The following is a 25,079-nucleotide window of genomic DNA, read 5'->3' as shown; positions in this document are numbered from 1 at the left end:
GACCGGCCCGCCTGTCCGGATACGGGTGACTCACGGCCGGACCGAGGCGGCGCCGGGCACGCGGTGGCCGGCACGGTGGAAGGCGGACGCACCGTCCATGCGCGGCGCACCGATGTCGGAAGGTACAGGGGTCATGAACGAGATCAGCGCGGGGGCGGGATTCCCGCGACGGCGGCGGTCGCAGAAGCCACCCGCCTCATGACGGCGTCCTCCGGCACGGAGCAGCGCCGCGAGCGGGAGGACCCGCTCGCAGTCGAATGGGAGAGGCGCCAGCCCGCGGTCTTCGGTGTGGCCTACCGGCTGCTGGGGAGCGTGGCCGATGCCGATGCCGATGCCGATGCCGATGCCGAGGACGTGGCCCAGGACTGTCGGACCGTGGCTGCCCGAGCCGCTGCTGACAGGGGCGGACGCGTCACAGCCGGTGCTCGTCGACGAGTCCGTCAGTGCGGCGATGCTGCTGATCATGGAAGAGCCCGCCGGAGCGGGTGGCCTTCGTCCTGCACGATGTCTTCGGTCGCGCGGTCTTCCGCGCCGCCTACGGGGCGGGGGACCTGGCCGGTCTCGTCGGACTCCTGCATCCGGACGTCGTCTACGTCACCGACGGCGGCGGCAACGTCTCCGCGGCGCGCAAGCCCATCCACGGCGGCGAGCGCGTCGCCGGGGTCATGGTGCGTACGGGGCGCCGGTGCCGCCCGGACCGCATCGACTCCGCCGAGGTCGGCGGCGAGCCCGCCCTCGTGTTCCACCGGGAAGGCCGGGTCTACGAACGCAAGACGGGCGACGGGGAACGCGCGGGCAGGTGAGATCGATCATGCGGAACGGCATACATCCACCTGCCGCGTCGTCCCGATGACGAGCCACCGTGAGCCCCGTGTGTGAACGGGCCGCGCGCTCCCGTCGTCGCCCCTCCCAGTAAGGACCTGTATGCAAGCCATCACAGTTCGAGACCGTGACGCCGGTGTCGCCGGGATGTCCCTCACGGACATGCCCTACCCCCACGCGGCCGAGAACGACGTCATCGTGCGGGTGTACGCCGCCGGCTTCACCCCCGGAGAGCTGGACTGGCCCGCCACGTGGACCGATCGCGCGGGCCGCGACCGGACGCCGAGCGTGCCCGGGCACGAGCTCTCGGGTGTCGTCGTGGAGCTGGGGTACGGCACCACCGGCCTGAGCGTCGGACAGCGGGTGTTCGGGCTGGCCGACTGGGCCCGCGACGGCACCCTCGCCGAGTACACCGCGGTGGAAGCCCGCAACCTCGCCCCGCTGCCGGCGGACATCGACCACACCCTGGCCGCCGCGCTGCCCATCTCCGGGCTCACCGCCTGGCAGGGCCTGTTCGACCACGGCCGTCTCACCACGGGCCAGAACGTCCTGATCCACGGTGCCGCGGGCGCCGTCGGCTCGATCGCGGTACAGCTCGCCCGCGAGGCCGGCGCTCGCGTCATCGGCACCGGCCGGTCCTCCGCCCGGGAAGAGGCGCTCGCACTGGGCGTCGACACCTTCATCGACCTGGAGACCGGGAAGCTGGAAGAGGCCGGCGAGGCCGACCTCGTGTTCGACGTGATCGGCGGCGACATCCTCGACCGCTCGGCCGCCCTGGTCCGCCCCGGTGGCACGCTCGTCACCATCGCCATGCCGCCCACGGTCCGGCCCAAGGACGGACGGGCCGTCTTCTTCGTCGTCGAACCCGACCGCGCCCGGCTCACCGATCTCGCCGCGCGGCTGAGGGACGGCCGGCTCAAGCCGGTCGTCGGTGCCGTGCGGCCGCTCGCCGAAGCACCCTCCGCGTTCGCCCCCGGCAAGCGCACCCCGGGCAGAACGATCATCCGCGTCACGGACGGCGGAACAGGAGACCGCTCATGATCGGAACACGGATCGCCGGCGGTCTGCCGGCCGTCGCCACGCCGGCCGCGGCCACGGCCCGCTCGACCTCCGACCGGCCCGCCCACGCCGAGAGGCCGACCCCGGGCGCGGCATCGCCCGCGGCCATGACGTCGACGCGTCCCACCGAAACCCTCAAGCCGCTGCTCCAGCAGGCACTTCCGCATGTGAAGGGCAAGACGTTCACCTCGCTGATCGTCGACTTCCCGCCGAACGCACGCGCGATGCCGCACCGGCACGGCCAGGCGTTCGTCTACGCCTACGTCCTCGAAGGCACCGTGCGCGGCCGGCTCGAAGGCAAGCCCGCGCGCACCTACCACCAGGGCGGGAACTGGACCGAGGAGCCGGGCGCCCTCCACGTCCTCACCGAGAACACCAGCCCGACCCGACGGGCCAGGCTCCTGGTCGTCTTCGTGTCCGACACCGGAGACAAGCTCAAGGTCGACGACCCGAAGCCATAGCCGCCCCGAGGACGGGGCGCACACCCGCACGAACGAGCCGGGGCGGCCCGTACGAGCTGCCCCGGCCACCAAAGCCGTTGTCGCGGGCGTGGCGGAGCACGACGGCCACGTCCGCGGTGGTCTCGGCGATGACCACGACACGGGGCACCAGACGGTACGGGCCGGCGTCCGAGGCGTACCTCACCAGGTCCGAGATCGTGTGCAGGACCTTCTCCGGGCCCAGTTCCGCGACGAGGGCGTCCCGCAGGCCGTCCGGCGTAGCGGAGGCCCGGTCGACGGAAGGACCGTCCGCCGGGTGCGGGCGCAGCGCACCCGGCTTCGGATCGAGCAGCGGCATGTGTACTCCTTTCCTGCCGCGCCGTGCGTTCCCGTGCTGCTCGACATCGGCCGGCCGTGGCGCGCGGTGGCCGGCGCGCTCGGACCGTGCGGCGCCGCGGGTGGGGTCGGTCACCGCGCGCGGACCCGGACGGCGACGTGCGGGCCTGACGCGGTGGCTTTCCGGGGGGTGGGGTGTTACTTGGTGGTGGCGTCGATGGCTTCTTCGATGAGGGTGATGACGTGGTCGGGGTGGGCGAGCATGACGAGGTGGGAGGAGTCGACCTCGGTGGTGGTCATGCCGGCGCGCTGGTAGCCGAAGCGTTCGACGTCGGGGTTGATGGTGTGGTCGGCGGAGGAGACCAGGCCCCAGGAGGGCTTGGTCTTCCAGGCGGCGGCGGGGGCCGGGTCGGCGAAGGCCTGGGCGGCGAGGGGGCGTTGGGAGACGGCGAGGACCTTGGCGGTCTCCGGGTCGACGTCGGCGGCGAAGATGGCGGGGAACTTGTCGACGTCGACGGAGACGTCGGTGCCGGGGGTGTCGGAGCCTTCGACGGGGAAGGGGGTGTAGACGAGGGCGGCGGCGAGGTCGGAGTCGGGGAAGCGGCCCTGGAGTTCGCCGAGGCTTTCGCCGGTCTCCAGGGCGTAGCCGGCGAGGTAGACCAGGGCCTGGACGTTGTCCTCGACGCCGGCGACGGTGATGACGGCGCCGCCGTAGGAGTGGCCGACGAGGATGACGGGGCCGTCGATCTGGCGGATGACGGAGGAGATGTAGGCGGCGTCGCCGATGAGGCTGCGGTTGGGTACGGCGGGGGCGACGACGTTCAGGCCGCGCTGGAGCAGGCCGGGGATGACGCGGGCGTAGCTGGAGGCGTCGGCGAACGCGCCGTGGACCAGGACGACGGTCGGCTTGGGGGAACGGGACATGACCGGACTCGATTCTCTCGCTCAGAGGTGATGTTCACGCTGGGACCGGGGCGAGGCGGGAGTGTGCTCCGCGCGCTCCGGTGGTTGCCATGGGGGTGCCGCGGTCCGCGTGCTCAGCCGACCCAGCCGTCCAGGAAGGCCAGCAGTTCCGCGTTGACCACCTCTGGCTTCTCCTCCTGGCAGAGGTGACCGCACTGGGGGATCGGGACCCCGCGGACGTCACGGGCCATGCCCTTCCAGACGTCCAGCACGTCGTAGGCCTGGCCGACGGCGCTGAAGTCCTCGCCCCAGATGGTCAGAACCGGGCAGTCGATGGGCTGGTCCTCGTCCTCGCGGTCCTGGGCGACGTCCTCGGGGGCCGCGCGGTAGTCCATGCACGACCCGCGGACCGCACCGGGCTGCTGGTAGGCGCGGACGTAGACGGCGATCTCCTCCGGCGTCAGCATCTCCGGGTCGTAGGACCAGCCGCGGTAGAAGTGCGTCAGCCAGGTCTCCTCCTTGCCGGCGATCAGCGCTTCGGGCAGGTCCGGCACCTGGAGGAAGGTGAAGAACCAGTACCCCTGCCGTGCCAGGGCCACGTCGTAGGTGTCGGCGATCACCCGGGTCGGGATGTTGTCCATCGCGACGAACCGGTCGATGCGCTCCCGGTGGTCCTTGGCGAAGCGCGTGCCCACCCGCGCGCCCCGGTCGTGGCCGACCAGCGCGATCCTCTCGTGGCCGAGGTGGTCCATCAGGGCGAGGACGTCCCGCGCCATCGTGCGCTTGTCATAGCCGGACGCCGGCTTCTCGGTGTCCCCGTACCCGCGCAGGTCGGGCGCGATGACGGTGTACTTCTCGGCGAGGACCGGGATCTGCTTCCGCCAGCCGTACCACGTCTCCGGGAAGCCGTGCAGCAGGTAGACGGGCGGACCCTGGCCGGCGCTGACCCAGTGCTGGTTGATGCCGTTGAGCACCTTGGTGTGGTGGGTGATCTCCGTGGTGGCTGTCATGTCGACTCGCTAAGGTCGGAGGAACGATCACCGCCCACCCTGTGCCGGTTCTCGCACGCGCCTTGTCCGACAGCGCACGCCGTTGTGCGCTTCCGTGCCCTGGTCAGTCGCCGGGACGGGCGCCGCGGCGCTGCCGTTCGGTGGCACCGCCCCAGACGCCGTACGCCTGCTGGGAATTCTCGGCGAAGGACCGGCAGTCGGATTGCACCGGGCAGCTGCGGCAGACGGCGACGGCGCGCGCTTCCCTGCGTTTGCGGGCACTTCCGCGCTCGCCTGCCGGGGAGAAGAACATCGAACTCTTCATGCCTCGGCAAGCGGCTTCGGCCTGCCACTCCCAGACCCGCAACAGTGGCTTGGTGGTGGATTTCACGTTTCTCACCATCTCTCGACGACGCAGGCGTACTTGAGCTGCCCGGAAAGGACCGGCTCCCCCTACTGACGCGCAGCCTAGATACGGGATTCCTGCTTCTCTTGCTCGTCGACGCCCGAGTTCTTGCCTGTGGAGGACCGGCCGCCCGCACACAGGAGGGGCCGCTCGACGCGGCATGGCGTCGAACGGCCCCTCGGTGGGGATCAGCCCTCGAAGACCTCGCGCAGTCGGGCTTCCTGGTCCCGGTCGAGGTTCGAGCGGATGAGTTCGGCGTGCTCCGTGGGGAACGCCTCCTTCACCCGGTCGAGCACCTCGTCCTGGGTCAGCAGGAACAGCGCGGACGTGCCGCGGGTCACCTGTGCCTTCACCGACTCGATGAAGTCGTCGTCGATGCCCACGTCGGCCAGTTTGCCGCCCAGGGCGCCGGCGGCGGCCCCCACGGCGGCGCCGAGCAGCGGCATGAGGAAGATGAGGCCGAAGAGCAGCCCCCAGAAGGAGCCGGACAGGGCACCCGCCCCGACCAGATCGGTCAGTTGCTTGGTCTTGGGCTTCTTCGCCTTCTCGGGCCAACTGACGGTGGCGGCGTCCACCACGGTGATCAGTTCCTGCTTCTGCAAGCCGAGCAGCGTCTGCTCCACCTGCTCCGCACTTTCCGGCGTGTCGAATTTCCAGACCGTCAGCGTGGCCATCGATGAACCTTTCCGTTCGCGACTGTGCGTACCAGTAAAGATCCGCCCGCGGCGTTCCCACAGAGCCGGCCGCCCCGGCGTGCGGTGTCAGCACACATCGATGCACGCAGAGGCAGGAACGTCACCGCTCGCCGCGAACCACCGGTCGGCGGCGGTGGTCGTGTCCGGCAGCAGGCGGTACAGGTCGGCTCGCACGCGTGCGGCTCCGGCCTCTCCTTCCACGGCCTCCAGCCGGTTGTGCGCGTACAGGCGCAGGAGATCGTGCAGCCGGAAGCGGTCGCCGACGACGTCGAGGAGGCCGGCCTCGACGAGTTCGCCGAGGACGTCTTCGGCGGAGGAGAGATCCCGGCCGAGCAGATGCGCGGCGCAGGCCGCGCCGGCATCCGGGCCGGGCACGACGGACAGGCGTCTGAACAGCCGGGCGGCATCCGGAGTGACCGCCGGTAGGAGAGGTCGAAGGCCGCGGAGACCCTGCGGTCCCCGGCCGCCAGGACGTCGAGCCGGCGCTTGTCCACGGCGAGCCGGCCGGCCAGGCGGCGCACGCTCCAGCCGGTACGCGTCGCGAGCCGGCTACCGGCGATCCGCAGAGCCAGGGGCAGGTAGCCGCACCGCATCCAGGCCTCGCAGGATGACGCCCCGCAGCGGATCGGTACGCGGAAGGATGCGTGAGCGGCCTCCTCGCCACGGGGCCGGGCATCGGCCGACATCGCCCGGCACCACCCCCGTATGCGCGCGGGATGAGGCAGCGGTCGGACAGCTCCGCCGCCGCGACGACCGCCTCGTCGGGGATGCGGACCTGGTGGTGGGCCTCGCAACGGCCGCGCAGTCCGCGCAGGATCTCCACCGTGTCGTCGACGGTGTGCGACTTGTCCGGGAACAGCACGAGGTCGTCGTGCTCGCGGACCTCGTCGAGCACCTTCTTCAACCGCTCCTCTAACTCACCGCGGACTTGGTGCCGGCCACCGTCCCGGCCGGGTCCGGTGAGACCAGCCGCGTGCCCGCTCGGGTCCGGTCCGCTGAACCTCCTCGTCCCGCCCGATCACCGGGTCGAGGCGCCCGGCACGGGCCGGGTCTGCGCGGCGGGGCCGCCGAAGCGGGCCGCCAGGCTGTCGGAACCCGCGAACGGGCTGGGTCCGGAACCGAAACCAGGTGTGGTCACGGGCAGGGCCTTCCAGGACGCGATGTACCTCATGCGGTGGCGGTGAAGGGAACGTGCGGTGGCGGTGGCGGGCCCGGTCAGCCCAACTGGTCGGCCCAGTCGGCCGGCACCCGTCCCGCGGGTCCGGGAACGGGCTGGTCGGCCGGGTGGCTGTGCGGCGGCGCGAGCCGCGGTCCCGTCTCGTACAAGGTTGACGTGTCGTAGTCCCAGAACCACTCCTCGCCGGGTTCGAAGCTCTGGATGACCGGGTGGCCGCTCGTCCGGGCGTGGGCGGTGGCGTGCTTGGAGGGGGAGTCGTCGCAGCAGCCGATGTGGCCGCAGCTCGCGCAGCGCCGCAGGTGGAACCACCAGGCGCCGGTGGCTTCGCACTCCACGCAGCCGGTGCCGCTGGGCGGGACGTCGGGGGAGATGCTGTCGGATGTCGTCACTGTCTCTCCACGGGGGTGTGGGGCGGGTGCCTAGGGGGACCGGGCGGGGCGGCCGGGCGGACGGCGCAAGGCGGCCAACCGTTCGGCTGACCGCCTTGTCACGCAGGCGGTACCCGCTCCGCGCGTGCCGTCCCGCCCGCGGTCAGCCGGTGTGCAGAGCGGCGTGCAGGGTGCGGGCCGCCAGGGTGATGGCGAGCTCCGCGCCGTGGGTCTCACGCAGGGCGTTGAGCATCACGAAGTCGTGGATGACGCCTTCGACGCGGACGGCGCTGACGGCGACGCCGGCCTGGCGCAGCTTGGACGCGTACGCCTCGCCCTCGTCGCGCAGCACGTCCGCCTCGGCGGTGATGACCAGGGCCTGGGGCAGGCCGGCGAGCTGCTCGGTGGTGGCGCGCAGCGGCGAGGCGGTGATCTGGGCGCGCTCGGACTCGTCGGTCGTGTACTGGTCCCAGAACCACTGCATGCCGTCGCGGCGCAGGAAGTAGCCCTCGGCGAACTGGTGGTAGGAGCCGGTCTCGAAGCTCGCGTCCGTGACCGGGTAGAACAGCACCTGCTGCACCAGGGAGACGTCACCGCGCTCCTTGGCCATCAGCGTCAGCGCCGCGGCCATGTTGCCGCCCACCGAGTCACCGGCCACGGCGAGGCGGGACGCGTCCAGGCCCTTGGAGGCGCCGTCCTTCACGACCCACTGGGCGACCGCGTAGTTCTGCTCGATGGCGACCGGGTAGCGGACCTCGGGGGAGAGGTCGTACTCGGGGAAGACCACGGCCGCGTCGGCGCCGACGGCGAGTTCGCGGACCAGGCGGTCGTGGGTGTGGGCGTTGCCGAAGACCCAGCCGGCGCCGTGGATGTAGAGGATGACCGGCAGCGTGCCCTCGGCCCCGGCCGGCTTGACGATCCGGGCCCGCACCGAGCCGGTGGGACCGCCCTCGACGGTGATCCACTCGTCGTCCACCGCGGGCTTGGCGATGTCGCCGGACTGCACCTCGTCGACCGTCTTGCGGCCCTCGACCGGGCCCAGGTCGGCCAGGTACGGCGGGTTGGCGGTCGCCTCGGCGAACGCGGCCGCGGCGGGCTCCAGCACCGGCTGCACCGGCTCGTACACGTAAGACATTGCACACTCCTGAGACGTCGTGGATGTGCCGGTGGTCCCGGCGCGGCCATGCCCACCGGATGCGGGTTCCACTGGACTGCGGCCACGTTATGGCCGCTGCCACGTCCGCTCTTGCGTGCGGGCGCACGCACTCTGACCACCCTGTGCACAACGAGGCGGGCAGGCGGGCCGGGCGAAGGCCGGCACCAGGGGCGCCCCGCACCGGCCGTGGATCCGCACGTACGGCCGGACGGCACCCGGCAGCCGTGCGCTCTCGGTGCCCTGGCCGTGCACGGATCGGCAAGTCCCCGGCGGTCGTGCGCCTAGCGTTCGCCGCGGAGACGCACCTGAACCCGTGGCAGTGCGTCCCGCCGACCGCAAGCCGGCGCGGAGGGAGCTCAGATGCCCGCGGCTCGCCGCGCACCACCCCTGGAGGCGGACGTCGACACGGTCGTCCCGCGCATCGCCGGTCCGCCGGTGAGCGCGCTCAGTGGTGGGTCCCGCCCCGCACCGCCGCGACAGGGCGCCGCCCCCTCCGCCGCGGGCTCCCTGCTCGCGCTTCCGGCCACCGCGTACAGGACACCCCGAGGTCATGTCTGAACCAGTACACACAGCGGCAGGGAACGGCGAGAGCCTCTTCACGGTCGTGGTCGCCACCCTCGCCAATCTCTGCATCGCCCTGGCCAAGGTGGTCGCCGGCCTGATCAGCGGCTCCAGCGCGATGCTGTCGGAGGCCGCGCACTCGGTCGCCGACACCGTCACCGAGGTGCTGCTGCTGACCTCCCTCAAGCGCAGCGCCCGCCCCGCCGACGACGAGCACCCCCTCGGCCACGGCCCCGAGCGCTGGATCTGGGCCCTGCTCGCCGCCGTCGCCACCTTCGTCGGCGGCGCCGTCTTCTCCCTCTACGACGGCATCCACACCCTGATCGACGGCGAGGACCCCGGCGACCCCCTGGTCTCCTACGTCGTCCTCGTCGTCGCCTTCCTCCTGGAGGGTTACTCGCTGCGCACCGGCCTCAAGCAGGCCCGCGGTGAGGCGGCCCGCGTCAAAGTGCCCTTCGGGCGCTTCCTGCGCCGCACCCCCGACACCGCCGTCAAGGCCGTCGTCCTGGAGGACTCCACCGCCCTGCTGGGCCTGCTGCTCGCCGCCGTCGGACTGCTCGGCGGACAGTTGACCGGCTCCGGCGTCTGGGACGGCATCGCCTCCCTGTGCATCGGCGCGCTGCTGCTGTACGTCGCCTGCGTGCTCGGCCGCTCCAACGCCGAGTTCCTCATCGGCCGCGCGCTCCCGCGTGACGTGCGGGAGCGGATACGCGTCGAGCTGCTTCACGTGGAACACATCGAAGCCGTACTGGAGTTGACGACCCTCGTGCAGGGCCCGCGCGAGGCCCTGGTCGCCGCCAAGGTCGACTTCCGGGGCACGGCCACGGCGGCCGACATCGTAGGGGCCTGTGAACGTGCGGAAGCGCGACTGCGGGAGTCGTTCCCGGTGATCAGACGGCTGTACCTGGATCCGACGCCCGGTCTCGGGCAAGCCGTGGGGAGAGGATGAGCCTCCAGCCGTGAGGCGCACCGGCCCGTGGCTTGTGTTCCCTCTCCCGCCGGCGCGGCGACGGCGTCGGGCTTGCCCCGTGGGGGTCCGTTCGGCCAGGGTGAGGGCCGGTGCGGTGGTCGGCCTGGGTTCACCGGAACGGATCGCGGGGGTGTCATGGGTGTCGAAGCGGCTCGGCCCGGCGGCCGGACGGACGGCCCGCGGGTACGCGACGTGGTCCGCGACGTGGTGGCCGAGGTGGCCCCGGAGGAACTGCCGCTGGTGGCGGGGGTGGCCGGGTTCGACGACGCCACGGTCGTACGGCGGCTGGGCGGCCGGAGCCGGCGCGGAGACACGCTGGGCTTCGGCCTCGGCGAGGTCGCCGCGCTGGTGACTCCGGTGGTGTGGCTGGCGCTGCACCAGGCTGCGCAGCAACTCGTGGGTACCGCGGTGGACAGCGGGGTCGGCAGGGCGAGATCCGCGCTGCGCAAGCTCTTCCGCCGGCCGGACGAAGCCGTGACGGTTCCGCCGCTGAGCCGTGAACAGCTGGCCCTGGTACGGGAGTCGGTGCTGACGACGGCCGCGCAGCGTGGTCTGGAGGAGGAACGCGCGTCGATGATCGCCGACGCGGTGGTGACCCGGCTGGTGCTGGCCGAACCGGAGGATGCCGGGCCGGAACCGGCCGGACCGGACGGCCGTACCGATCCGGCCGGCCCGGCCGACGTCGAAGCCTGATGGCCGGCTTACCCCCCGATGCCGCTCCGAAGGCGGGGGAGCGGACCGCCTCGGCGCCGCTCGACGAGCGGGTTCTCGCGGCCGGCACGACACTGCGTTTCGCCCTGCTCGTGCTGCTGTTGTCGGCGGCCGGCGCGAGCATGGTCCCCAGGACCGTCCGGCACGTCCTCGCATCGTCCGCGATGGCCGACAAGGAGGCGGCTTGCCGGCTGGCGGCAGGCATCGACCCCGGCGTGTCCTTCAGCGCGAGCTACGTCCAGTACACCCGCAACGCGTCCGCGCTGGAGGAATGCACGGCGCGGTACAGCCAGGACTTCACCGGGGTGTCGCTCGGCGTGGGCGCGGTGGCGCTCGCCGCGGCCGTCGCGGTGTACTGGCTGCTGCCCGTGTGGCGGACGCGCCGCTCCAAGGTCGTGCCCCTGGACGCGATGGACGTGCACGGCGCGCTGCGGCCACTGCTCGACGAACTGACGGCCGTCGCCGGACTCACCCGCCCACCCCGCTTCGTCGTCGACCCGGCGGCACAGACGGCCGGCGCCGTCGCGTTCGGCCGCCGGCGCAGGCCCACGGTCTGCCTGGACGTCGGTCTGGTCGTCACGAGCGACCCCCATCGCGACCGGTTCCGCGCCGTGGTGCTGCACGAACTCGCGCACCTGCGCAACGGGGACATCGGTGTCACCTACGCCACCATCGCCCTGTGGCGGGTGTTCCTCGTACTGATCCTGCTTCCCTGGGCGGCGACGGGCCTGGACGTCCTCCTCTTCGCCGGCACCCCGGACGGCCGGAGCCTGTTCGCCCCGTTCAACACGCACAGCCTGGTCCTCGGCGGCCTGATCGTGGTGGCGGTCCACCTCACGCGCGCCGGGATCCTGCGCAACCGTGAGATCTACGCCGACCTCATGGCGGCGCGCTGGGGCGCGAGCCGGGAACCCTGGGAGGTCCCCGCCGCGCGGCGCTCCGGCGTGTGGCCGAGGCTGTTCGCCAGGTTCGCCGAACTCTGGCACACGCACCCGTCCTGGGCGCTGCGCCGGACATCGCTGACCGACCCGAAGGCGCTGTTCGCGCTGGAGGCGCTGCCCCTGTTCCTCACCGGCCTCTCGGCCGACATCCTCGTGTGGCACCTCGGGAGCCTGCCGTACGGTGCCCTTCCGGCCAAAGCGGTGCTCGTCGCGGGACTGGTCGTGGGCATCGGCGGCGTCGCGCTGTGGCGTGCCGTGCTGTACGCCCTCCTCACGGGGCGGCCGACCCCGTCGGGCCGGCTCGTCGGTCTGTGGCTCGGCTCCGGCACCGTGGTGGGCGAGTTGACCGGCCCGAGAGCCGCCGGGAACCGCTGGCTGCCGGCGCATCCCGAGGCACTGCTGATCCTCGTCGCCGCGCTGGTCCTGGTGATGACGTGGACCGCGCAGAACGCCGAGTGGTGCATCAGGGCCTGGCGGGGGAGGTCGTTGGGCCCGGCCATGCTCGTGAGCCTGGCGGTGCCCTCGCTCGCGCTCGCCTCACTGCTGTACTGGTGGTACGCCCAGGGCGAGGTCCTGACCGACGGCTGGCCGTACACGACGGCCGGACTCCTGGGCTCGTACGGCCTGCCCGGACTGCCGCCCGCGCACATCGGCCCGCTGCTGGAGACCGTCGCGGTGGTGGGCGTCCTGCCCGGCACCGACGCCTCCGCCGAGAGCCTGTGGTGGGCTGGTGTGCCGCTCTGGGCACTCCCGCTGCTCGTACTGGCGACCCGCCCGCCGCTGCGCCGCCCGACATGGCTGGCCAAAGCCTGGCCGGAGACGGTCGCGCCGCTCCCCCCACCCCCTTCGGGGCTGGGGCGGCACCTGGTCGCCGGGCTGGCGGGCGGGCTCGTCTGCTGGGCCGGGCTGGCCATGGCGCTGGCCCACATGCACACGCCGGACCCGTCGGCCGTGCGCATGACGGGGCCGTTCCAACTGGTGCACCTGATGTGGCCCGTTCTCGTGATCTGCGGTGCGATGGCCCTGACCGCCGCCGCCGTCGCCGCGGCGACGGACTCGGCATGGCTGCTGGCCGGGCTGGTCGCGGCGGGTGTCACCGCTCTGCTGGGCGCGGGGGCCGCCTATCTCCTGATGCGGACGGACGGCTGCCTCGGTCCGCTCAACACCATGACCGGCACGTGCAGATGGTGGCCGAACGTGGTGGCGTGGCCCCTGGTGAGGACGGAACTGGCCTACGCGCTGGCCCTGGGCACGCCGGTGGCCGGCCTGGCCACCTTCGCGGGCCGCGGTGCCCGGGTCCTGTGGCGGCGGGCCGGCCGAAGCGGGCAGCACCCGACAGCGCGGCCCACCGCGGAACGGCCGCTTCGCCAGGTGTGGCAGCGCGGCGCCCGCCTGGCGGCCGTCGCGGTCGTCGTCGCCGGGTTCGGCGCGACGGCCCTCACCGTCCAGGCGTCCGGCTCGACCGCCCGCGCTTCCCGGCCGTCGGAGCTGATGCTGGATCAGTCGACCCAGGCTCCCTCGGCGTCGATGGCGCGGGTCCAGGGCCAGGCGTGGGCAGCGGTCGGGGGCCTGGACCGCATCAACGCGCTCTCCGCGGCGGAGCGTGCCTACACCACCGCGTTCGTGGCAGGGGCGAACTCCGTCTCGGACGCGGAGTTCGTCGAGGCGATGGGCAAGCTGCGCACGGCGTGCGAGGGGCTGGCCCGGGCGGCGAAGCGGGCCGGCGCGTACTTCACCGTGCCCGATGCGACGGGGCAAGAGCTGTGGTCACGCCTGCTGACCCGCTACCAGACGTTGGCCACCGCATGCCGGGATCTCGCCGCACGACCGGGTTCCGCGACCGCCCAGGCTGCCGGCACCGCCCACCAGGACGCGGTCGACTCGGCGGACGCGATGCTCTATTGGCTCGCCGAGACGGGCGCGATCCGGCCCGGAACCGAAACTCCGTGAACGACCCGTGTGCGGCCCGTGAGGGGTTACCGACCGCGGTGGCAGGTGCGTGGCAATTACGCAGAATTGCGGTCGCTCCCGGCGATCGCCGCTACAGTCGCCCCATGGCGATTGTCGAGGGGGATGCCGCCCGAAGGCGTAGGCGGCAATTACCGGGCCTGCCCGGACGGATCGCGCTCATCGTCCTGAGTGGAGCGCTCGCGCTGACGGCATGCGGCAGCGACAAGAACGGCGACAAGAGCGGTAGCGCCAAGAACGAGGAATCGGTCGAACACCACACCGTCGTACTGGAGGCCACCTCCGATTACGGCCGGCCGATAGCCATCAACTACTTCGGTACGACCACCGGACCACAGGGCATCACCACCATCGGGAAGAAGGGCGAGGGGGACCTGTCGGCGGAATCGCCGTGGAAGGTCACGCTCACCGTGGAGGGCAAGGACCCGTGGGTTCACTTGTCGGCCAACGGGACCGGCTGCCTGGGCCGGGCGACCGGTGGCGACTCCTGCGAGACCGGGGCCATCCCCGACCGCAAGGACATCGCGGGAACCGGCACCACCACCTGCCGCATCACCATCGACGGCAAGGTCGTGGCGGAGAGGTCCTACACCTATCCCACGATCGTTCCCGTCACCTGTCTCACCCCGCGCAGCGGGAAAGCGGGTGAGGGAAGATGACTGACGACCTCGCGCGACCCGTCCCGCCGGAGGAGCCGCCCCTTCCCGCCACAGGCGAGGACGACGGCGGGCGCGACGAGAACGCCGGCGACGGCTTACCCCCGCGCCGCCGCTCACGGCGGCGTGCCGTGCTCATCGCACTGGGCGTCCTCGCCGTCCTCGTCGCGGTGCTCCTGTGGATCATCAAAGCCACCGACACCGGGCCGGACGGCTCTTCTTCCTCCCCGCGCTCCGCGTTGGCCCGCTCCGCGGCACTGCTGCGCGACGCCCCGGCTCTGCACTACACCGGCACCATAAAGGTCAAGGAGCACGGCAACGCCCGGCTGGACCTGGTCGTCAGCAATCCCGGTGACGCGCTGGGCACGTTGACGATGCCCGGCAGTCCCCCACTCGCGTACGTGGCCATCGACGGCAAGTCGTTCCTGCGGGGAGACACCAAAGCGTGGCAGTCGCTCGGCATGGCGGAAAAGTCCGCGGTGCTCGCGGAACACCCCTCACTGGTGGTACCGGGGGTGTTCTTCTCCCAAGATCTCGCCACGACCCTGGCGCCTCCGGAACTGGCGAAAACCCTGCTGCTCAAAAAGGTCCCCGACGAGAAGATCACCGTCGGCGACCCCGTCACCGTCGGCGATCACTCCTGTACCCCATTCCATGCCGACGGCATGACCATATGCCTGGGCAAGAAAATGGTGGGCGGCGCCCGGTTCGTCGACCGCATCGATTTCCCCGGCGGATCGGCCGTGATCAATATCCAGGCGATGTCACGGAAGGAGGTGAACCAGTTCTCCGCCGACTTCCCGTCGAAGTTCACCATGGCGCGCGAAGCGGTCAATCCGCGCATCAGCGTGACCCTCCAGACCCTGCGCGACTACGAGGGCAAATGCGCTCCGACCCTGTGCATCTTCAAGGCCCGGGTGACCGTCACCTTCCTCGGTTCCACCGCGGACGCCGAGGCCTCCGAAGCCGTCCAGGTGAACTACGCGTGGACCATAGACCGGGACGGGGCACCCGTGCGGGTCGGCAAGGACTGCTCGGGCGCCGTCCTGATCAAGCCGGGCAAGTCGACCGACCTGTCGTGCACCGCCACCGGCCCCTCGGTCCCGGTCGGCGGGCCGAGCAGTGGTCAGTACCACAGCCAGATCCACACGTCCGACGTCGCACTGACCGAAGCGGAGTACAAACGCCTGGTACGCCTGGCGGCAGACCACAGCAAGAAGGTCGCGGCCCTCCCCGACCTGCCGCCGCCCGCCTGACCGTGGACACGAGGGGCCCTGACCGACGGGGACGGCGCAACGTGAGCATGATCCAGGCGCCGGACCTGTCGGTGGGCTACCGAACAGGTGGGTCACAACGCCGCGCGCGCCGTCGCACTCGGTTGTCCTCTTGGGAATACCCGGAGCAAGGACACAGCGACGGCATGCGCGGCAGGTTCAGGGCAAGCAGTGGTTGGCCGCCCCGTTCCCGGGCTCCTCCGCAGCGGTTGCCGTCGGCGGGCGGGCAGCCGGTGCGGCGGTGACTGGGTCGATCGGAGCCTGGGCAGGCGGTTCCCGGGAGCGGTGCGGAAATCCGGCCCGAGCAGCCGATCCGCCGTACGACGGCACACCTCGGTGCGACATACTCTCCCGATGGGTTCACGTACTTCCCCGATCAGCCGGCCGATCACGATACGGAGGGCCGTCGCGCGGGATGCCAAACGGCTCACGCGGCTCGTGCGTGGCTCAGGCGCCTACCAGGGCAAGTACGCAGCCGCGGTCGCGGGCTACCGGGTCGGTCCTGATTACATCGAGGCCCACCGCGCCTTCGTGGCCGTCGGCGACGACGAGCAGGGAGGCCGGGTCCTCGGGTTCTACTCGCTCGTCCTCGCTCCACCGGAGCTCGACCTGCTGTTCGTCGCCGACGAAGCGCAAGGACGGGGTATCGGACGGCTGCTCGTCGCGCACATGCGGTCTGAGGCCCGTGCCGCCGGGCTCGACCGTGTCAAGGTCGTGGCGCATCTTCCCGCCGAGGGTTTCTACCACCGCGCCGGTGCGGTGCGGACCGGGACCGCGCTCGCGAACCCGCCCGCCGTACCGTGGGACCGTCCCGAATTCGAGTTCCGCATCCCTTCGGAATGACACGCCGTGCCGGTTCGCACGGCACCGGCGGTCTCTCCTCGGCCATGCTTTCCAGCGCGGTGACGGATGGTTTGTGTCGGTGTGCTGTGAGACCTCCGGAACTGGTGAAGGAGCACACACCTTTGCTCACACTCCCGTGTCAGGCGGGCTCTTGGGAGCGTCCTGGGCCGAGTGTGGTGCGGCATGATGCGAGGAGGCCCTCGCGACCTGTTTGAGCGCGGATGCCGTGGTGGGGTCGCCGACCTTGGCCGGTTGCTCGTGCGGGTGGTCTGCGGGGCGGTCCTGGTGGAAATGGGAGGGTTCCAGCCTGTCGCCGGCACCGTAGGACTCCGGGTCGGTGGTTTCCCTGGGCGTGGTGCCGGTGTCGGCCGCGGCGGACCGCATGCCGTCCTTTGCCAGGTCACTCGGCGGGTGCTCGCTCTGCCGGGGGTGTGGCTGGGTCAGCCAGGCGACGGCCGCCCCGGTGAGGGCCACGGGCCATTCCACCACTCCGGCGAAGCCGAGCACCCCGGCTCCGGCGTAGACCGCCACCCGGCGGCCGCGTGGGGAGATGACTCCGATCCAATCCAGTGCACTGTCGGTGACCTTGCTCACCTGCTCTGTTCCGGGCAAGCGGCGCAGTCCGGAGCCGATGGCCCGCAACGGCTGAGGAAGACCGGATGAACTCTCCTCGATCTGGTTCATGTCGAGCTCCCTCCGTCGGTCTGTCAAGGGGTGCCAGACCCGAGTTTCCCGATGTCACACCGCCTATGCCGTGTGGCACCGGCGGGGTCTGACTCTCTTCGCCCCGCACCCGGTCCCGCGACGCCTACTCGGCACCGTCATGATCGCCCTCGGCATCATCTTGCTTATCGTCGGGTTCGTCCGACATATTCATATTTTATGGACGATCGGGATCATTCCGCTCGGTCGTTCCGTTCCTCCTCGGCTCCGTGGGTGCCAGGCATGGGTGGAAGGTGAGGGGGTAGCCGGGGCGTCGTCGGCCGTTTCACGGCGGGCCGTGGAACGAGTTCGAACCGGGAGGGAACCCAATGGCGCTCATGAGCAGGTTGGACACGCAGATCACCGAGCTGCCCGAAGTCGCCGACCCCTCCCGGGTGGCGCCCAAGGACGCCCGGGAACTCTCCCGCTTGTTCTTCGAGCAGCTGGCAGTGCTGGAGGAGGGCACACCCGCATACAGCTACGCCCGTAACACGCTGATCGAGATGAACATGTCCCTGGTCCGCTACGCGGCCGGCCGCTTCCGCAGCCGTGGACCGGAGGAGATGGAGGACATCGTCCAGGTCGGGATGATCGGCCTGATCAAGGCGATCGACCGGTTCGAGTTGTCGCGCGAGGTGGAGTTCACCTCCTTCGCCGTCCCCTACGTCGTCGGGGAGATCAAGCGGTTCTTCCGGGACACCACCTGGGCCGTGCACGTACCCCGGCGGCTACAGGAGGCCCGCGTCCAGCTCGCCCGCGCCACCGAGGAACTGCGCAGCCGGCTGGGTCGCGCGCCGACGGTCAAGGAACTGTCGGAGCTGATGAGCCTGTCCGAGGACGAGGTCCGCGAGGCCCGCCTGGCTTCCAACGGCTACAACTCCTCCTCCCTGGACGCCACGATCGGCGGCAGCGAGGACGGGGAGAGCGTCCTCCAGGACTTCATCGGCGTCGAGGACACCGCGCTGGAGTTGGTGGAGGACTTCCACTCCCTGGCCCCGATGATCGCCGACCTGGATGAGCGGGACCGGCGGATCATCCACATGCGGTTCGTGGAGGAACTCACCCAGGCCCAGATCGGCGAACGCCTCGGCGTCTCCCAGATGCACGTCTCCCGACTCCTGTCCCGCTGCCTCGCCCGCCTGCGCGAGGGCCTGCTCACTACCGGTTGACAGCAGGCTGTCCACGCTCCGCTGATGCCCGCCACGGCCGTGGCGGGCATCAGTCGCATCAGGCGCCACGGCCCCGAGGTGGACCGCCATGCGAGTGGCGCTCTTCCTGGAGCGCATGCGGTAGAAGCTCAGGTGTCCTCCGTAGAGAAAAACTGTCATGGCGGCAGTAGACATTCCGACGTCGCAGGATTAACGTTAGCTACGTACCCAGAAGTCGAAGTGGGCACAGCAGGCATGAACTGCTGTGCAGGTAGACCAGAAGGACACGGCCCCAGCGGGGCTGTGAGCAGCACCCGCGGTATCCGCGCAATCGAGAGGTAAGGAGCAGAACGCCATCAGGATCGCCCGGGCGAGGAGCAGTCCGCCCGGGTACCGCAAGGCCCCGGATTGGAAGGTGGTCCCCGGTCACGCATTCGCGATCCCCGCAGCCCCGCCCTCCCAGGCGGCCCCTGCGGAACAAGAAGGCCGGCGCAGTGCGCCGGTAGATGGTGTTGAAAGCTCGGGGCCCGGGTGCCGGTACTGGCACCCGGGCCCCCCGACGCGTCCCCGAAAGAAGAGGTCTATGCCGCCTGCCGGTTCCCGTCCCGTCGCCCCTCTCGACGATGACGACTTCCCCGCCTACACCATGGGCCGGGCCGCCGAGATGCTCGGCACCACACCCGCCTTCCTCCGAGCGCTCGGCGAACACCGTCTGATCACCCCGCTGCGCTCCGAGGGCGGACATCGCCGCTACTCCCGTTACCAGCTGCGCATCGCCGCCCGCGCCCGCGAACTCGTCGACCAGGGCACCGCCATAGAGGCCGCCTGCCGCATCGTCATCCTCGAAGACCAGCTCGCGGAGGCCCAGCGCATCAACGAGCAACTGCGTGCCGAAGGCGGCTAGCCTCAGCCGACGAGATCAGCCTGATCCGACCACCTGAACCCGAGGCAACCGATGTCCCGCCGGCGGACGAGGCGGCCGAGAAACCCCACCGCCGTTCCGCGGCCCAGGCGGGCCCAACGCGTCCACCAGATCCCGACGGAGAAGAGGACCGCGAGCGGGCGCGATCGATGCACCGGGTGAAGACGGGCGAACCCGGGGAAGAAGGAGCGGCAACGGACAGGAGGTTGCCATGGGTGGCGGGGATCTGGAACTGGGGCAGCTTCTGGCCGCCGCGGAGGCGGCACCGCCGGGGGAGTCCGTCGAGGTGGTCGCGAACGACTTGCGCAAGCGTTTCGGGGCGGAGCGCGTGTCCTTCCTGTTCGTCGACCTCGTGGGCCATCGGCTGCTGCGCCTGGTCACACACACCGATGACGACGGGAGCGCTGCCGAGCGGATCGACCTGGAGGGCAGCGTCTACGACGCCGTCCTGCGCAGCCAGCGCCAGCACGTGGAACCGGACGGCCTGGGCGGGCGGCGTGTGATCTCGCCGGTGACCAACCGCGGCGACTGCATCGGTCTGCTGGAGGCGACGCTGCAGAACGCCGACGACACCGTGCTCACCCGGATCGAGGACGCGGCGCACGCACTGGCCTACATCATCGTCACCGACCGCCGCTTCACCGACCTGTATCACGCGGGTCGGCGCACCACCCGGACCAGCCTGGCCGCCGAGATCCAGCACCAACTGCTTCCCTCGGCCTCCTGCTGCGAGGCTCCCCAGTTCACCCTCGCCGCGGGGCTGGTGCCGGCCGACGACATCGGCGGGGACACATACGACTACACGCTCGATCGCGACACACTGCACCTGTCCATCACCGACGCCATGGGTCACGACACCCACTCCGCGCTGCTCGCCACGCTCCTGGTCGGCGCTCTGCGCGGCGCCCGCCGCAGCGGTTGTGACGCGCTCCAGCAGGCCGAACGCGCCCATGACGCCCTGCTGGCCCACAGCCGTGGCCTGGCCACCGGTCAACTGCTGTGCATCAGCCTCGCGACGGGGACCTGCGAACTGGTCAACGCCGGGCACCCCCGGCCGCTGCGCCTGCGCAAAGGCGCCACCGAGGTCGAAGAGGTCCAGCTCGCGGCCAACCTCCCCTTCGGCGTGGCGGCCCCCGCCCCCTACCGTGTCCAGCAACTCCGGCTCCTCCCCGGCGACCGTCTGGTCCTGCTCACCGACGGCATGCAGGAACGCGGCGCCGGAGCCGTCGACCTGGCATCCCTCATGTGGGACACCCGCGCCTCACACCCCAGAGAGACCGTGCGCAGCCTGACCACCGCGGTGCTGGACGCCTGTCGGGGGAGCCTCAGGGACGACGCCACCGTCCTCGTCCTGGACTGGCATGGTCCGCAGCGCCAAGACGGGTAGAGCCCAGCCCGCCGATCAAGCACTACGGTTCGCTCCCCCCGGCCGCGTAGCCAGTAATCAGGTACCGGTGAGCTCACACCCGGAGCGGATTCCCCGGGGGCCCTGGCAGGCGGCGGCAACGGGTACTCCCGCCGCGGCGGCCGTCGCCCGGGCTCTCCGTACCGGAGCCTTCCGTCAGGGCCGCCGGGAGGCTGATCACGGGCCTTCCCGGGAGGTGGAGGAGGGCCCTGCCCCGCAATCCGCACCCGCCGCGCTGTACCCGGTCGAGCGCGAGCCGCCCGCGGGAGCGCGCGCACCGACAGACGCGTCACACGTGCGCGTTCTACGCGTTCGGGTCCCAGTCCGCGAGCTGCTCCATCGGCTCGGTGTCGCCGGTGGTCTCCAGGCCGTCGAGCGGGACGCGCTCGTAGAAGTAGAGGACCAGTTCGCTCGCCGCGCCTCGCATCGCCATGTCGCCCGGCTCCGCGTCGGCGGCGAGGTCGTCACAGCGGACGCCGTCGGCGTCGAGGGTCAGGCGCCAGGAGCGGCCCTCGGCCGTGTGCAGGTCGATGGTCGCCGGCTTGAACGGCCAGGGGACGGTCGTCGCCGAGACGGTCGTCAGGAACTCGTCGACGCCCTCGACCGCGACATCCGTCGGCAGCGGCTGTGCGGCCCCCTGGGTGAGCTGGACGTCGTAGGTGTGGACGGCGATCTCCTGGATCTGGTGCCGGGCCACGGCTCCGCTGGTCTGCGGGGCCTGCGAGCGGCCCCACCAGGTCCAGCAGCCGCGGTCCGGGCCGGCCTCGCGCATCGCGTCGAGCATGAGCTCGGTCGACTCGGCGAGCCAGGCGTCCAGGGCTTCGCGGTCGCGGGGCGCGGTCGGGGCGCCCTTCGGGTCCGTCCTCGCCGGGGGCTCGGCGCCCGGGCCCGCCGCGACGATGGCGGCCTGGCGGCGGCGGCCGTCGCCGAGGTGCTGCGCCAGTTCGCGCAGCGTCCAGTCCGGGCAGGTCGGGACCTGGACGTCAAGGTCGGGGGCGGACGCGATCGCGGCGCGGAACGCGGCCGAGCGGTCTTCGATCAGCCGCAGGACCTCGGGGAACTCCACAGTGTTTTGCACCTCGGCTGTGTATCACGGCGCTCCGGCCGCCGGGTAGCGGATTTGTCGGACGAACGCGTCGACGGCCGGGCGGAGCGTCGGCGCCGAAGCCGTCCTGAAACTCGGCGCGCTGCTCGCCAACGGCGTCTTCGACTGCTACCGGACCCACCACCTACTCGCTGCTTGCCCTACGAAGTCACTCCCAGCAATCCGCACCCTGGCCGATGTCAGCGAAGAGCAGCGCTCTCACTCACCCAGCACGCCCCGGCACTGTCGAACTCCCGGCGGACGGCCTTCGCGGGAGCTGCCGGTCACCCGTGGCAGACACGGATGGTTCACCGGGCAGGCGTGGGTAACCCGACAGACGGCTCCCACCGGCTGCGCAGCGCACCGGTCGGCGGCGGCCCGGAGCCACCCGCGCTGGAGGAACCTCGTGAACGGCGAATCGACCATCCCATCCTGCGAGACGCGCTTCCCCGCGGTCACGGCGAGCATCACGGCCGCCCGGCACTGGGCCCGCGAGTGCGTGGACGGTTTCGGCGGCCCGCTGCGCCGGCACCGGATGATCCAGACCGCCGAACTGCTCGTCTCGGAACTGATCACCAATGCCATCCGTCACGGCTCCGGCCCGCCCCTGATCCAGCTCACCTGGGACGGGCGGTGGCTGCGCATAGCCGTCAGCGATGCCGGCGACCGCCGGCCCCGCGAACGCGCCACCGCGAACACCGAGCCCGGCGGTTTCGGCATGCAGCTCCTCGACCGACTCGCCCGACGCTGGGGCGTCACCCCGGGTCACCCCGGCAAGACGGTCTGGGCCGAACTCGGCCTCGACTCCTGAGCGCGGTGGCGGGGCTGACCACCGACGGCGTCGTCCACGGCGCCGGCTCGGGCACCGGCACGCTGCGGATCCGGGCCGAGAGCGACCGGATCGTCTGCGAGGTCCACGACGGCGGACAGCCGAACGATCCCTTGGCCGGTCGCCGCCCGCCCCGTCCCGCGCAGCCCGGCGGCGGGGGACTCCTCCTCGTCCACCGACTCGCGGACCTCGCCGGTGTCCACACCGGCCCCGACGGCACTACCCTTCGCTGCTACCTCCCCGGCTGACTGCCGACCCCCGTTGCCGACCTCGATGCCGGCGGCCCCGCGGCCGGAACGGGACAGTGCCGCCGGGCTGTGGCTCAGGCGTCGATGATGACGGGGATGATGAGGGGCTTGCGGCGGTGGGCGCGGAACGCCCAGTTCGCCACGGCGCGGGCGAGGAGCTGTTCGAGTTGGCGCGCGTCCCCGACGCCTTCCTCCGCCGCGGTGGCCAGAGTCTTCTCGATGACGGGGATGACCGGCTCGAAGGTGGTGTCGTCGTGCACGAAGCCGCGGGCCAGGAAGTCGGGGGCCTCGGCGAGGGCCCCGGTGTCCGCGTCGACGATCGCCACCACCGTGAGCACGCCTTCGGAGGCGAGGGTGAGGCGGTCCTTGAGGGACGCTTCGGTGGCGCCGCCGACTTCCATGCCGTCCACGTAGACGTTGCCGGCGGGGACCTTGCCGGTGATGGACGCGCGCCCGTCGACGAGGTCGACGACGACGCCGTCCTCGGCGATGACGACCCGTTCGGGGTCGACACCGGTACGGATGGCGAGGTCGGCGTTGGCCCGCAGGTGGCGCCATTCGCCGTGCACGGGCATGACGTTGCGGGGTTTGACGATGTTGTAGCAGTAGACGAGTTCGCCGGCGCTGGCGTGCCCGGAGACGTGCACCTTGGCGTTGCCCTTGTGGACCACGTGGGCGCCCCACCGGGTGAGTCCGTTGATCACCCGGTAGATGGCGTTCTCGTTGCCGGGGATGAGGGAGCTGGCGAGCAGGACGGTGTCGCCCTTGCCGATCCGGATCATGTGGTCGCGGTTGGCCATCCGTGACAGCGCGGCCATCGGTTCGCCCTGGGAGCCGGTGCACACCAGAGTGACCTTGTGGTCCGGGAGCTTCTCCAGCTCCTTCGTGCTCACGACCAGACCGGAGGGCACCTTCAGATAGCCCAGGTCACGGGCGATGCCCATGTTGCGGACCATCGACCGGCCGACGAAGGCGACCTTGCGGCCGTGCTGGTGGGCGGCGTCCAGGACCTGCTGGATGCGGTGCACGTGGCTGGCGAAGCTGGAGACGATGACCCGGCGCGGCGCGGTGCGCATCACCTGCTCGATCGCCGGGTTCAGCTCACGCTCGGAGGTGGTGAAGCCGGGTACTTCGGCGTTGGTGGAGTCGGTGAGGAACAGGTCCACGCCCTCCTCGCCGAGGCGGGCGAAGGCCCGCAGATCGGTGATGCGCTCGTCGAGGGGGAACTGGTCCATCTTGAAGTCGCCGGTGTGCAGCACCAGCCCGGCCCGGGTGCGGATCGCGACCGCGAGGCTGTCGGGGATGGAGTGGTTGACCGCGACGAACTCGCAGTCGAAGGGCCCGAAACCACGCCGGTCGCCCTCCCGCACCCGCACCGTGCGCGGCCGGATGCCGTGTTCCTTGAGCTTGGCCTCAAGGAACGCCAGCGTCAGCTTGGAGCCGACGACGGGAATGTCGGACCGCTCGCGCAGCAGGTACGGCACGCCGCCGATGTGGTCCTCGTGGCCGTGGGTGAGTACCACGGCCACGATGTCGTCCAGCCGGTCCCGGATCGAGGTGAAGTCCGGCAGGATCACGTCCACGCCGGGCTGGGTCTCCTCGGGGAACAGCACGCCGCAGTCGACGATCAGCAGCTTGCCCGCGTGCTCGAAGACGGTCATGTTGCGGCCGATCTCACCCAGGCCGCCCAGGGCGATGACCCGCAGCCCTCCTTCAGGAAGGGGTGGGGCGGCTTTCAGTTCGGGGTGTGGATGACTCATACCCTGACGGTACCCGGAGAGCGGGGCAGGGTGATCCATTGCCTGCGGGATCCGAGCGCTCGGTACGACCCGCCGCCGACGACGTACTGGCGTTCGTCGACCGCCGGCCGGCGCTGCGTGCTGGCCCAGGACGTGGAACGACGTGAGCCTGCATCACCCTGCGCGGAGTCGGTCCCAGCGAGTACTCCTGGGGCCGTCGGACCTCGCGTCGCCTCAACCAGGGCGGCGCCCGGCAGGCCAACGCCGCCCTCCGTTACAGGGGCGTCCGTGAGACGTGAGAGGGTCTGGGGCGTGAGTGAGACACCGTCGAACACCCTGCAATACCGCTTTGACGGGCCAGAGGAGGCGCCCGTCCTGATCCTGGGACCCTCTCTGGGTACCACATGGCACAGGTTGTAGAGACCGTCCAGGGGCGTCTACGCCAGTCCAGTGCGGGCATGAAATTGCAGATCACGGCCTCCTGGCCTGGTAGGGGCCACCCAGTTGGTGATGGCTGTGTGATAGGCGGGTGATACGGCGAGGCCCGCCGAGGATCATCCTGGTGGGGCCTTTGCGTGGAGCCGTGAGACGACGAAGCCGCACCGGAGAGCTCCGGTGCGGCTTCGTCGTGAGATCGGCTGCGCTGTCGGGGACTATGCGGTCGGCGCCTCATGCGGCTCTACCTTCTTCCTGGGTCTGCCCCAGCCGTTCGTAGGGTTGTGGCACC

At 71.2% G+C, this 25,079-nt stretch carries 25 protein-coding genes and 3 pseudogenes; 15 read left to right on the top strand and 13 right to left on the bottom strand.

From position 1 onward, the window contains the following. Positions 1-198: 198 nt before the first annotated feature. The 3 genes and pseudogenes from IE273_RS04040 to IE273_RS04030 all read left to right on the top strand — a co-directional run. Positions 199-776, top strand: a pseudogene (locus IE273_RS04040) (sigma-70 family RNA polymerase sigma factor family protein); the annotation flags it as partial. A gap of 148 nt (positions 777-924) precedes the next feature. After that, on the top strand, positions 925-1,863 hold the full coding sequence (locus tag IE273_RS04035) for an NADP-dependent oxidoreductase (RefSeq protein WP_189813750.1): 939 nt from the start codon (positions 925-927) through the stop codon (positions 1,861-1,863). Beyond that, positions 1,860-2,342, top strand: coding sequence for a cupin domain-containing protein (locus IE273_RS04030; protein WP_189813749.1), 483 nt, complete (start codon positions 1,860-1,862; stop codon positions 2,340-2,342). Before IE273_RS04035 ends, IE273_RS04030 begins: the two co-directional genes overlap by 4 nt. Before the next feature lie 73 nt (positions 2,343-2,415). On the opposite strand, the pseudogene IE273_RS04025 reads toward IE273_RS04030, so the two are convergent. The 10 genes and pseudogenes from IE273_RS04025 to IE273_RS03980 form a co-directional block, all read right to left on the bottom strand. Next, positions 2,416-2,679, bottom strand: a pseudogene (locus IE273_RS04025) (hypothetical protein); the annotation flags it as partial. 176 nt (positions 2,680-2,855) lie between these two features. Then, a complete protein-coding gene (locus tag IE273_RS04020) occupies positions 2,856-3,581 on the bottom strand; it encodes an alpha/beta fold hydrolase (protein WP_189813748.1) in 726 nt (241 codons plus the stop codon). 113 nt (positions 3,582-3,694) lie between these two features. Then, complete coding sequence (locus tag IE273_RS04015) at positions 3,695-4,570, bottom strand: alpha/beta fold hydrolase (protein ID WP_189813747.1); 876 nt, start codon at positions 4,568-4,570, stop codon at positions 3,695-3,697. Between the two features lie 103 nt (positions 4,571-4,673). Then, the gene (locus tag IE273_RS04010; RefSeq protein WP_229887064.1) at positions 4,674-4,940 is read right to left on the bottom strand and encodes a WhiB family transcriptional regulator; all 267 of its coding nucleotides are present in this window, start codon (positions 4,938-4,940) and stop codon (positions 4,674-4,676) included. 203 nt (positions 4,941-5,143) lie between these two features. After that, the gene (locus tag IE273_RS04005; protein ID WP_058082533.1) at positions 5,144-5,629 is read right to left on the bottom strand and encodes a DUF1269 domain-containing protein; all 486 of its coding nucleotides are present in this window, start codon (positions 5,627-5,629) and stop codon (positions 5,144-5,146) included. 87 nt (positions 5,630-5,716) lie between these two features. Continuing rightward, a complete protein-coding gene (locus tag IE273_RS43320; protein ID WP_229887107.1) occupies positions 5,717-6,025 on the bottom strand; it encodes an SIMPL domain-containing protein in 309 nt (102 codons plus the stop codon). A 397-nt stretch (positions 6,026-6,422) separates the two neighbouring features. After that, positions 6,423-6,473: pseudogene (locus tag IE273_RS45060) on the bottom strand (hypothetical protein); the annotation flags it as partial. A 195-nt stretch (positions 6,474-6,668) separates the two neighbouring features. Further along, positions 6,669-6,821 carry a hypothetical protein gene (locus IE273_RS03990; RefSeq protein ID WP_189813745.1) on the bottom strand — a complete coding sequence of 51 codons (153 nt, stop codon included), beginning with the start codon at positions 6,819-6,821 and terminating at the stop codon, positions 6,669-6,671. A 44-nt stretch (positions 6,822-6,865) separates the two neighbouring features. Continuing rightward, positions 6,866-7,216 carry a UBP-type zinc finger domain-containing protein gene (locus IE273_RS03985; RefSeq protein ID WP_189813744.1) on the bottom strand — a complete coding sequence of 117 codons (351 nt, stop codon included), beginning with the start codon at positions 7,214-7,216 and terminating at the stop codon, positions 6,866-6,868. A gap of 142 nt (positions 7,217-7,358) precedes the next feature. Then, on the bottom strand, positions 7,359-8,330 hold the full coding sequence (locus IE273_RS03980) for an alpha/beta hydrolase (protein ID WP_189813743.1): 972 nt from the start codon (positions 8,328-8,330) through the stop codon (positions 7,359-7,361). A 381-nt stretch (positions 8,331-8,711) separates the two neighbouring features. Between IE273_RS03980 and IE273_RS03975 the strand changes: the two genes are divergently transcribed. From IE273_RS03975 to IE273_RS03945, 7 genes are all read left to right on the top strand, one after another. Next, a complete protein-coding gene (locus IE273_RS03975) occupies positions 8,712-8,909 on the top strand; it encodes a hypothetical protein (protein ID WP_189813742.1) in 198 nt (65 codons plus the stop codon). Beyond that, positions 8,902-9,861 carry a cation diffusion facilitator family transporter gene (locus IE273_RS03970; protein ID WP_189813741.1) on the top strand — a complete coding sequence of 320 codons (960 nt, stop codon included), beginning with the start codon at positions 8,902-8,904 and terminating at the stop codon, positions 9,859-9,861. The genes IE273_RS03975 and IE273_RS03970 overlap by 8 nt, the downstream gene beginning before the upstream one ends. A gap of 156 nt (positions 9,862-10,017) precedes the next feature. Beyond that, complete coding sequence (locus tag IE273_RS03965) at positions 10,018-10,575, top strand: hypothetical protein (protein ID WP_189813740.1); 558 nt, start codon at positions 10,018-10,020, stop codon at positions 10,573-10,575. Then, on the top strand, positions 10,575-13,484 hold the full coding sequence (locus IE273_RS03960; RefSeq protein WP_189813739.1) for a M56 family metallopeptidase: 2,910 nt from the start codon (positions 10,575-10,577) through the stop codon (positions 13,482-13,484). The genes IE273_RS03965 and IE273_RS03960 overlap by 1 nt, the downstream gene beginning before the upstream one ends. A gap of 104 nt (positions 13,485-13,588) precedes the next feature. Further along, complete coding sequence (locus tag IE273_RS03955; RefSeq protein ID WP_189813738.1) at positions 13,589-14,161, top strand: hypothetical protein; 573 nt, start codon at positions 13,589-13,591, stop codon at positions 14,159-14,161. Then, positions 14,158-15,414 carry a LolA-like protein gene (locus tag IE273_RS03950; protein ID WP_189813737.1) on the top strand — a complete coding sequence of 419 codons (1,257 nt, stop codon included), beginning with the start codon at positions 14,158-14,160 and terminating at the stop codon, positions 15,412-15,414. Before IE273_RS03955 ends, IE273_RS03950 begins: the two co-directional genes overlap by 4 nt. Positions 15,415-15,786: 372 nt before the next feature. Next, complete coding sequence (locus IE273_RS03945; RefSeq protein ID WP_189813736.1) at positions 15,787-16,275, top strand: GNAT family N-acetyltransferase; 489 nt, start codon at positions 15,787-15,789, stop codon at positions 16,273-16,275. A gap of 126 nt (positions 16,276-16,401) precedes the next feature. Here IE273_RS03945 and IE273_RS03940 read toward each other — a convergent pair whose 3' ends face one another. Next, positions 16,402-16,959 carry a hypothetical protein gene (locus IE273_RS03940; RefSeq protein WP_189813735.1) on the bottom strand — a complete coding sequence of 186 codons (558 nt, stop codon included), beginning with the start codon at positions 16,957-16,959 and terminating at the stop codon, positions 16,402-16,404. A 356-nt stretch (positions 16,960-17,315) separates the two neighbouring features. Here IE273_RS03940 and IE273_RS03935 point away from each other — a divergent pair, with 356 nt between their 5' ends. The 3 genes from IE273_RS03935 to IE273_RS03925 all read left to right on the top strand — a co-directional run bounded on the left by IE273_RS03935 (position 17,316) and on the right by IE273_RS03925 (position 20,434). Next, entirely contained in the window at positions 17,316-18,146 is an 831-nt protein-coding gene (locus tag IE273_RS03935) for an RNA polymerase sigma factor SigF (RefSeq protein WP_373309296.1), read from the top strand. 562 nt (positions 18,147-18,708) lie between these two features. After that, positions 18,709-19,029 (top strand): MerR family transcriptional regulator, encoded by a 321-nt coding sequence (locus IE273_RS03930; RefSeq protein ID WP_189813733.1) that lies wholly within the window; start codon positions 18,709-18,711, stop codon positions 19,027-19,029. A gap of 229 nt (positions 19,030-19,258) precedes the next feature. Beyond that, positions 19,259-20,434, top strand: a complete 1,176-nt coding sequence (locus IE273_RS03925; protein ID WP_189813732.1) for a PP2C family protein-serine/threonine phosphatase — start codon at positions 19,259-19,261, stop codon at positions 20,432-20,434. A 322-nt stretch (positions 20,435-20,756) separates the two neighbouring features. Here IE273_RS03925 and IE273_RS03920 read toward each other — a convergent pair whose 3' ends face one another. Continuing rightward, positions 20,757-21,530, bottom strand: coding sequence for a maleylpyruvate isomerase family mycothiol-dependent enzyme (locus IE273_RS03920; protein WP_189813731.1), 774 nt, complete (start codon positions 21,528-21,530; stop codon positions 20,757-20,759). Between the two features lie 412 nt (positions 21,531-21,942). Between IE273_RS03920 and IE273_RS03915 the strand changes: the two genes are divergently transcribed. Continuing rightward, positions 21,943-22,347, top strand: a complete 405-nt coding sequence (locus tag IE273_RS03915) for an ATP-binding protein (RefSeq protein ID WP_189813730.1) — start codon at positions 21,943-21,945, stop codon at positions 22,345-22,347. Positions 22,348-22,352: 5 nt separating this feature from the next. Next, complete coding sequence (locus tag IE273_RS03910) at positions 22,353-22,613, top strand: ATP-binding protein (RefSeq protein WP_189813729.1); 261 nt, start codon at positions 22,353-22,355, stop codon at positions 22,611-22,613. A gap of 74 nt (positions 22,614-22,687) precedes the next feature. On the opposite strand, the gene IE273_RS03905 is transcribed toward IE273_RS03910, so the two are convergent. After that, positions 22,688-24,373 (bottom strand): ribonuclease J, encoded by a 1,686-nt coding sequence (locus IE273_RS03905; protein WP_189813728.1) that lies wholly within the window; start codon positions 24,371-24,373, stop codon positions 22,688-22,690. Positions 24,374-25,079: the final 706 nt, after the last annotated feature.

Origin of the sequence: Streptomyces olivaceoviridis, assembly GCF_014650115.1 — a bacterium.
Classification (GTDB): domain Bacteria; phylum Actinomycetota; class Actinomycetes; order Streptomycetales; family Streptomycetaceae; genus Streptomyces; species Streptomyces olivaceoviridis.
Note: the sequence above shows the minus strand (reverse complement) of the source record. Positions and strands in the feature narration are given on the sequence as shown.

Bases quoted from the DNA above. Each gene is read 5' to 3' on its own strand.
- IE273_RS03945 (WP_189813736.1), top strand. From the start codon at position 15,787: ATGGGTTCACGTACTTCCCCGATCAGCCGGCCGATCACGATACGGAGG.
- IE273_RS03990 (WP_189813745.1), bottom strand. From the start codon at position 6,821: ATGAGGTACATCGCGTCCTGGAAGGCCCTGCCCGTGACCACACCTGGT.
- IE273_RS03960 (WP_189813739.1), top strand. From the start codon at position 10,575: ATGGCCGGCTTACCCCCCGATGCCGCTCCGAAGGCGGGGGAGCGGACC.
- IE273_RS03905 (WP_189813728.1), bottom strand. From the start codon at position 24,373: ATGAGTCATCCACACCCCGAACTGAAAGCCGCCCCACCCCTTCCTGAA.
- IE273_RS04030 (WP_189813749.1), top strand. From the start codon at position 1,860: ATGATCGGAACACGGATCGCCGGCGGTCTGCCGGCCGTCGCCACGCCG.
- IE273_RS03970 (WP_189813741.1), top strand. From the start codon at position 8,902: ATGTCTGAACCAGTACACACAGCGGCAGGGAACGGCGAGAGCCTCTTC.
- IE273_RS04005 (WP_058082533.1), bottom strand. From the start codon at position 5,629: ATGGCCACGCTGACGGTCTGGAAATTCGACACGCCGGAAAGTGCGGAG.
- IE273_RS03935 (WP_373309296.1), top strand. From the start codon at position 17,316: ATGAGCAGGTTGGACACGCAGATCACCGAGCTGCCCGAAGTCGCCGAC.
- IE273_RS04035 (WP_189813750.1), top strand. From the start codon at position 925: ATGCAAGCCATCACAGTTCGAGACCGTGACGCCGGTGTCGCCGGGATG.
- IE273_RS03950 (WP_189813737.1), top strand. From the start codon at position 14,158: ATGACTGACGACCTCGCGCGACCCGTCCCGCCGGAGGAGCCGCCCCTT.
- IE273_RS03925 (WP_189813732.1), top strand. From the start codon at position 19,259: ATGGGTGGCGGGGATCTGGAACTGGGGCAGCTTCTGGCCGCCGCGGAG.
- IE273_RS03940 (WP_189813735.1), bottom strand. From the start codon at position 16,959: ATGAACCAGATCGAGGAGAGTTCATCCGGTCTTCCTCAGCCGTTGCGG.
- IE273_RS03955 (WP_189813738.1), top strand. From the start codon at position 13,589: ATGGCGATTGTCGAGGGGGATGCCGCCCGAAGGCGTAGGCGGCAATTA.
- IE273_RS03965 (WP_189813740.1), top strand. From the start codon at position 10,018: ATGGGTGTCGAAGCGGCTCGGCCCGGCGGCCGGACGGACGGCCCGCGG.
- IE273_RS03930 (WP_189813733.1), top strand. From the start codon at position 18,709: ATGCCGCCTGCCGGTTCCCGTCCCGTCGCCCCTCTCGACGATGACGAC.
- IE273_RS03980 (WP_189813743.1), bottom strand. From the start codon at position 8,330: ATGTCTTACGTGTACGAGCCGGTGCAGCCGGTGCTGGAGCCCGCCGCG.
- IE273_RS04015 (WP_189813747.1), bottom strand. From the start codon at position 4,570: ATGACAGCCACCACGGAGATCACCCACCACACCAAGGTGCTCAACGGC.
- IE273_RS04020 (WP_189813748.1), bottom strand. From the start codon at position 3,581: ATGTCCCGTTCCCCCAAGCCGACCGTCGTCCTGGTCCACGGCGCGTTC.
- IE273_RS03975 (WP_189813742.1), top strand. From the start codon at position 8,712: ATGCCCGCGGCTCGCCGCGCACCACCCCTGGAGGCGGACGTCGACACG.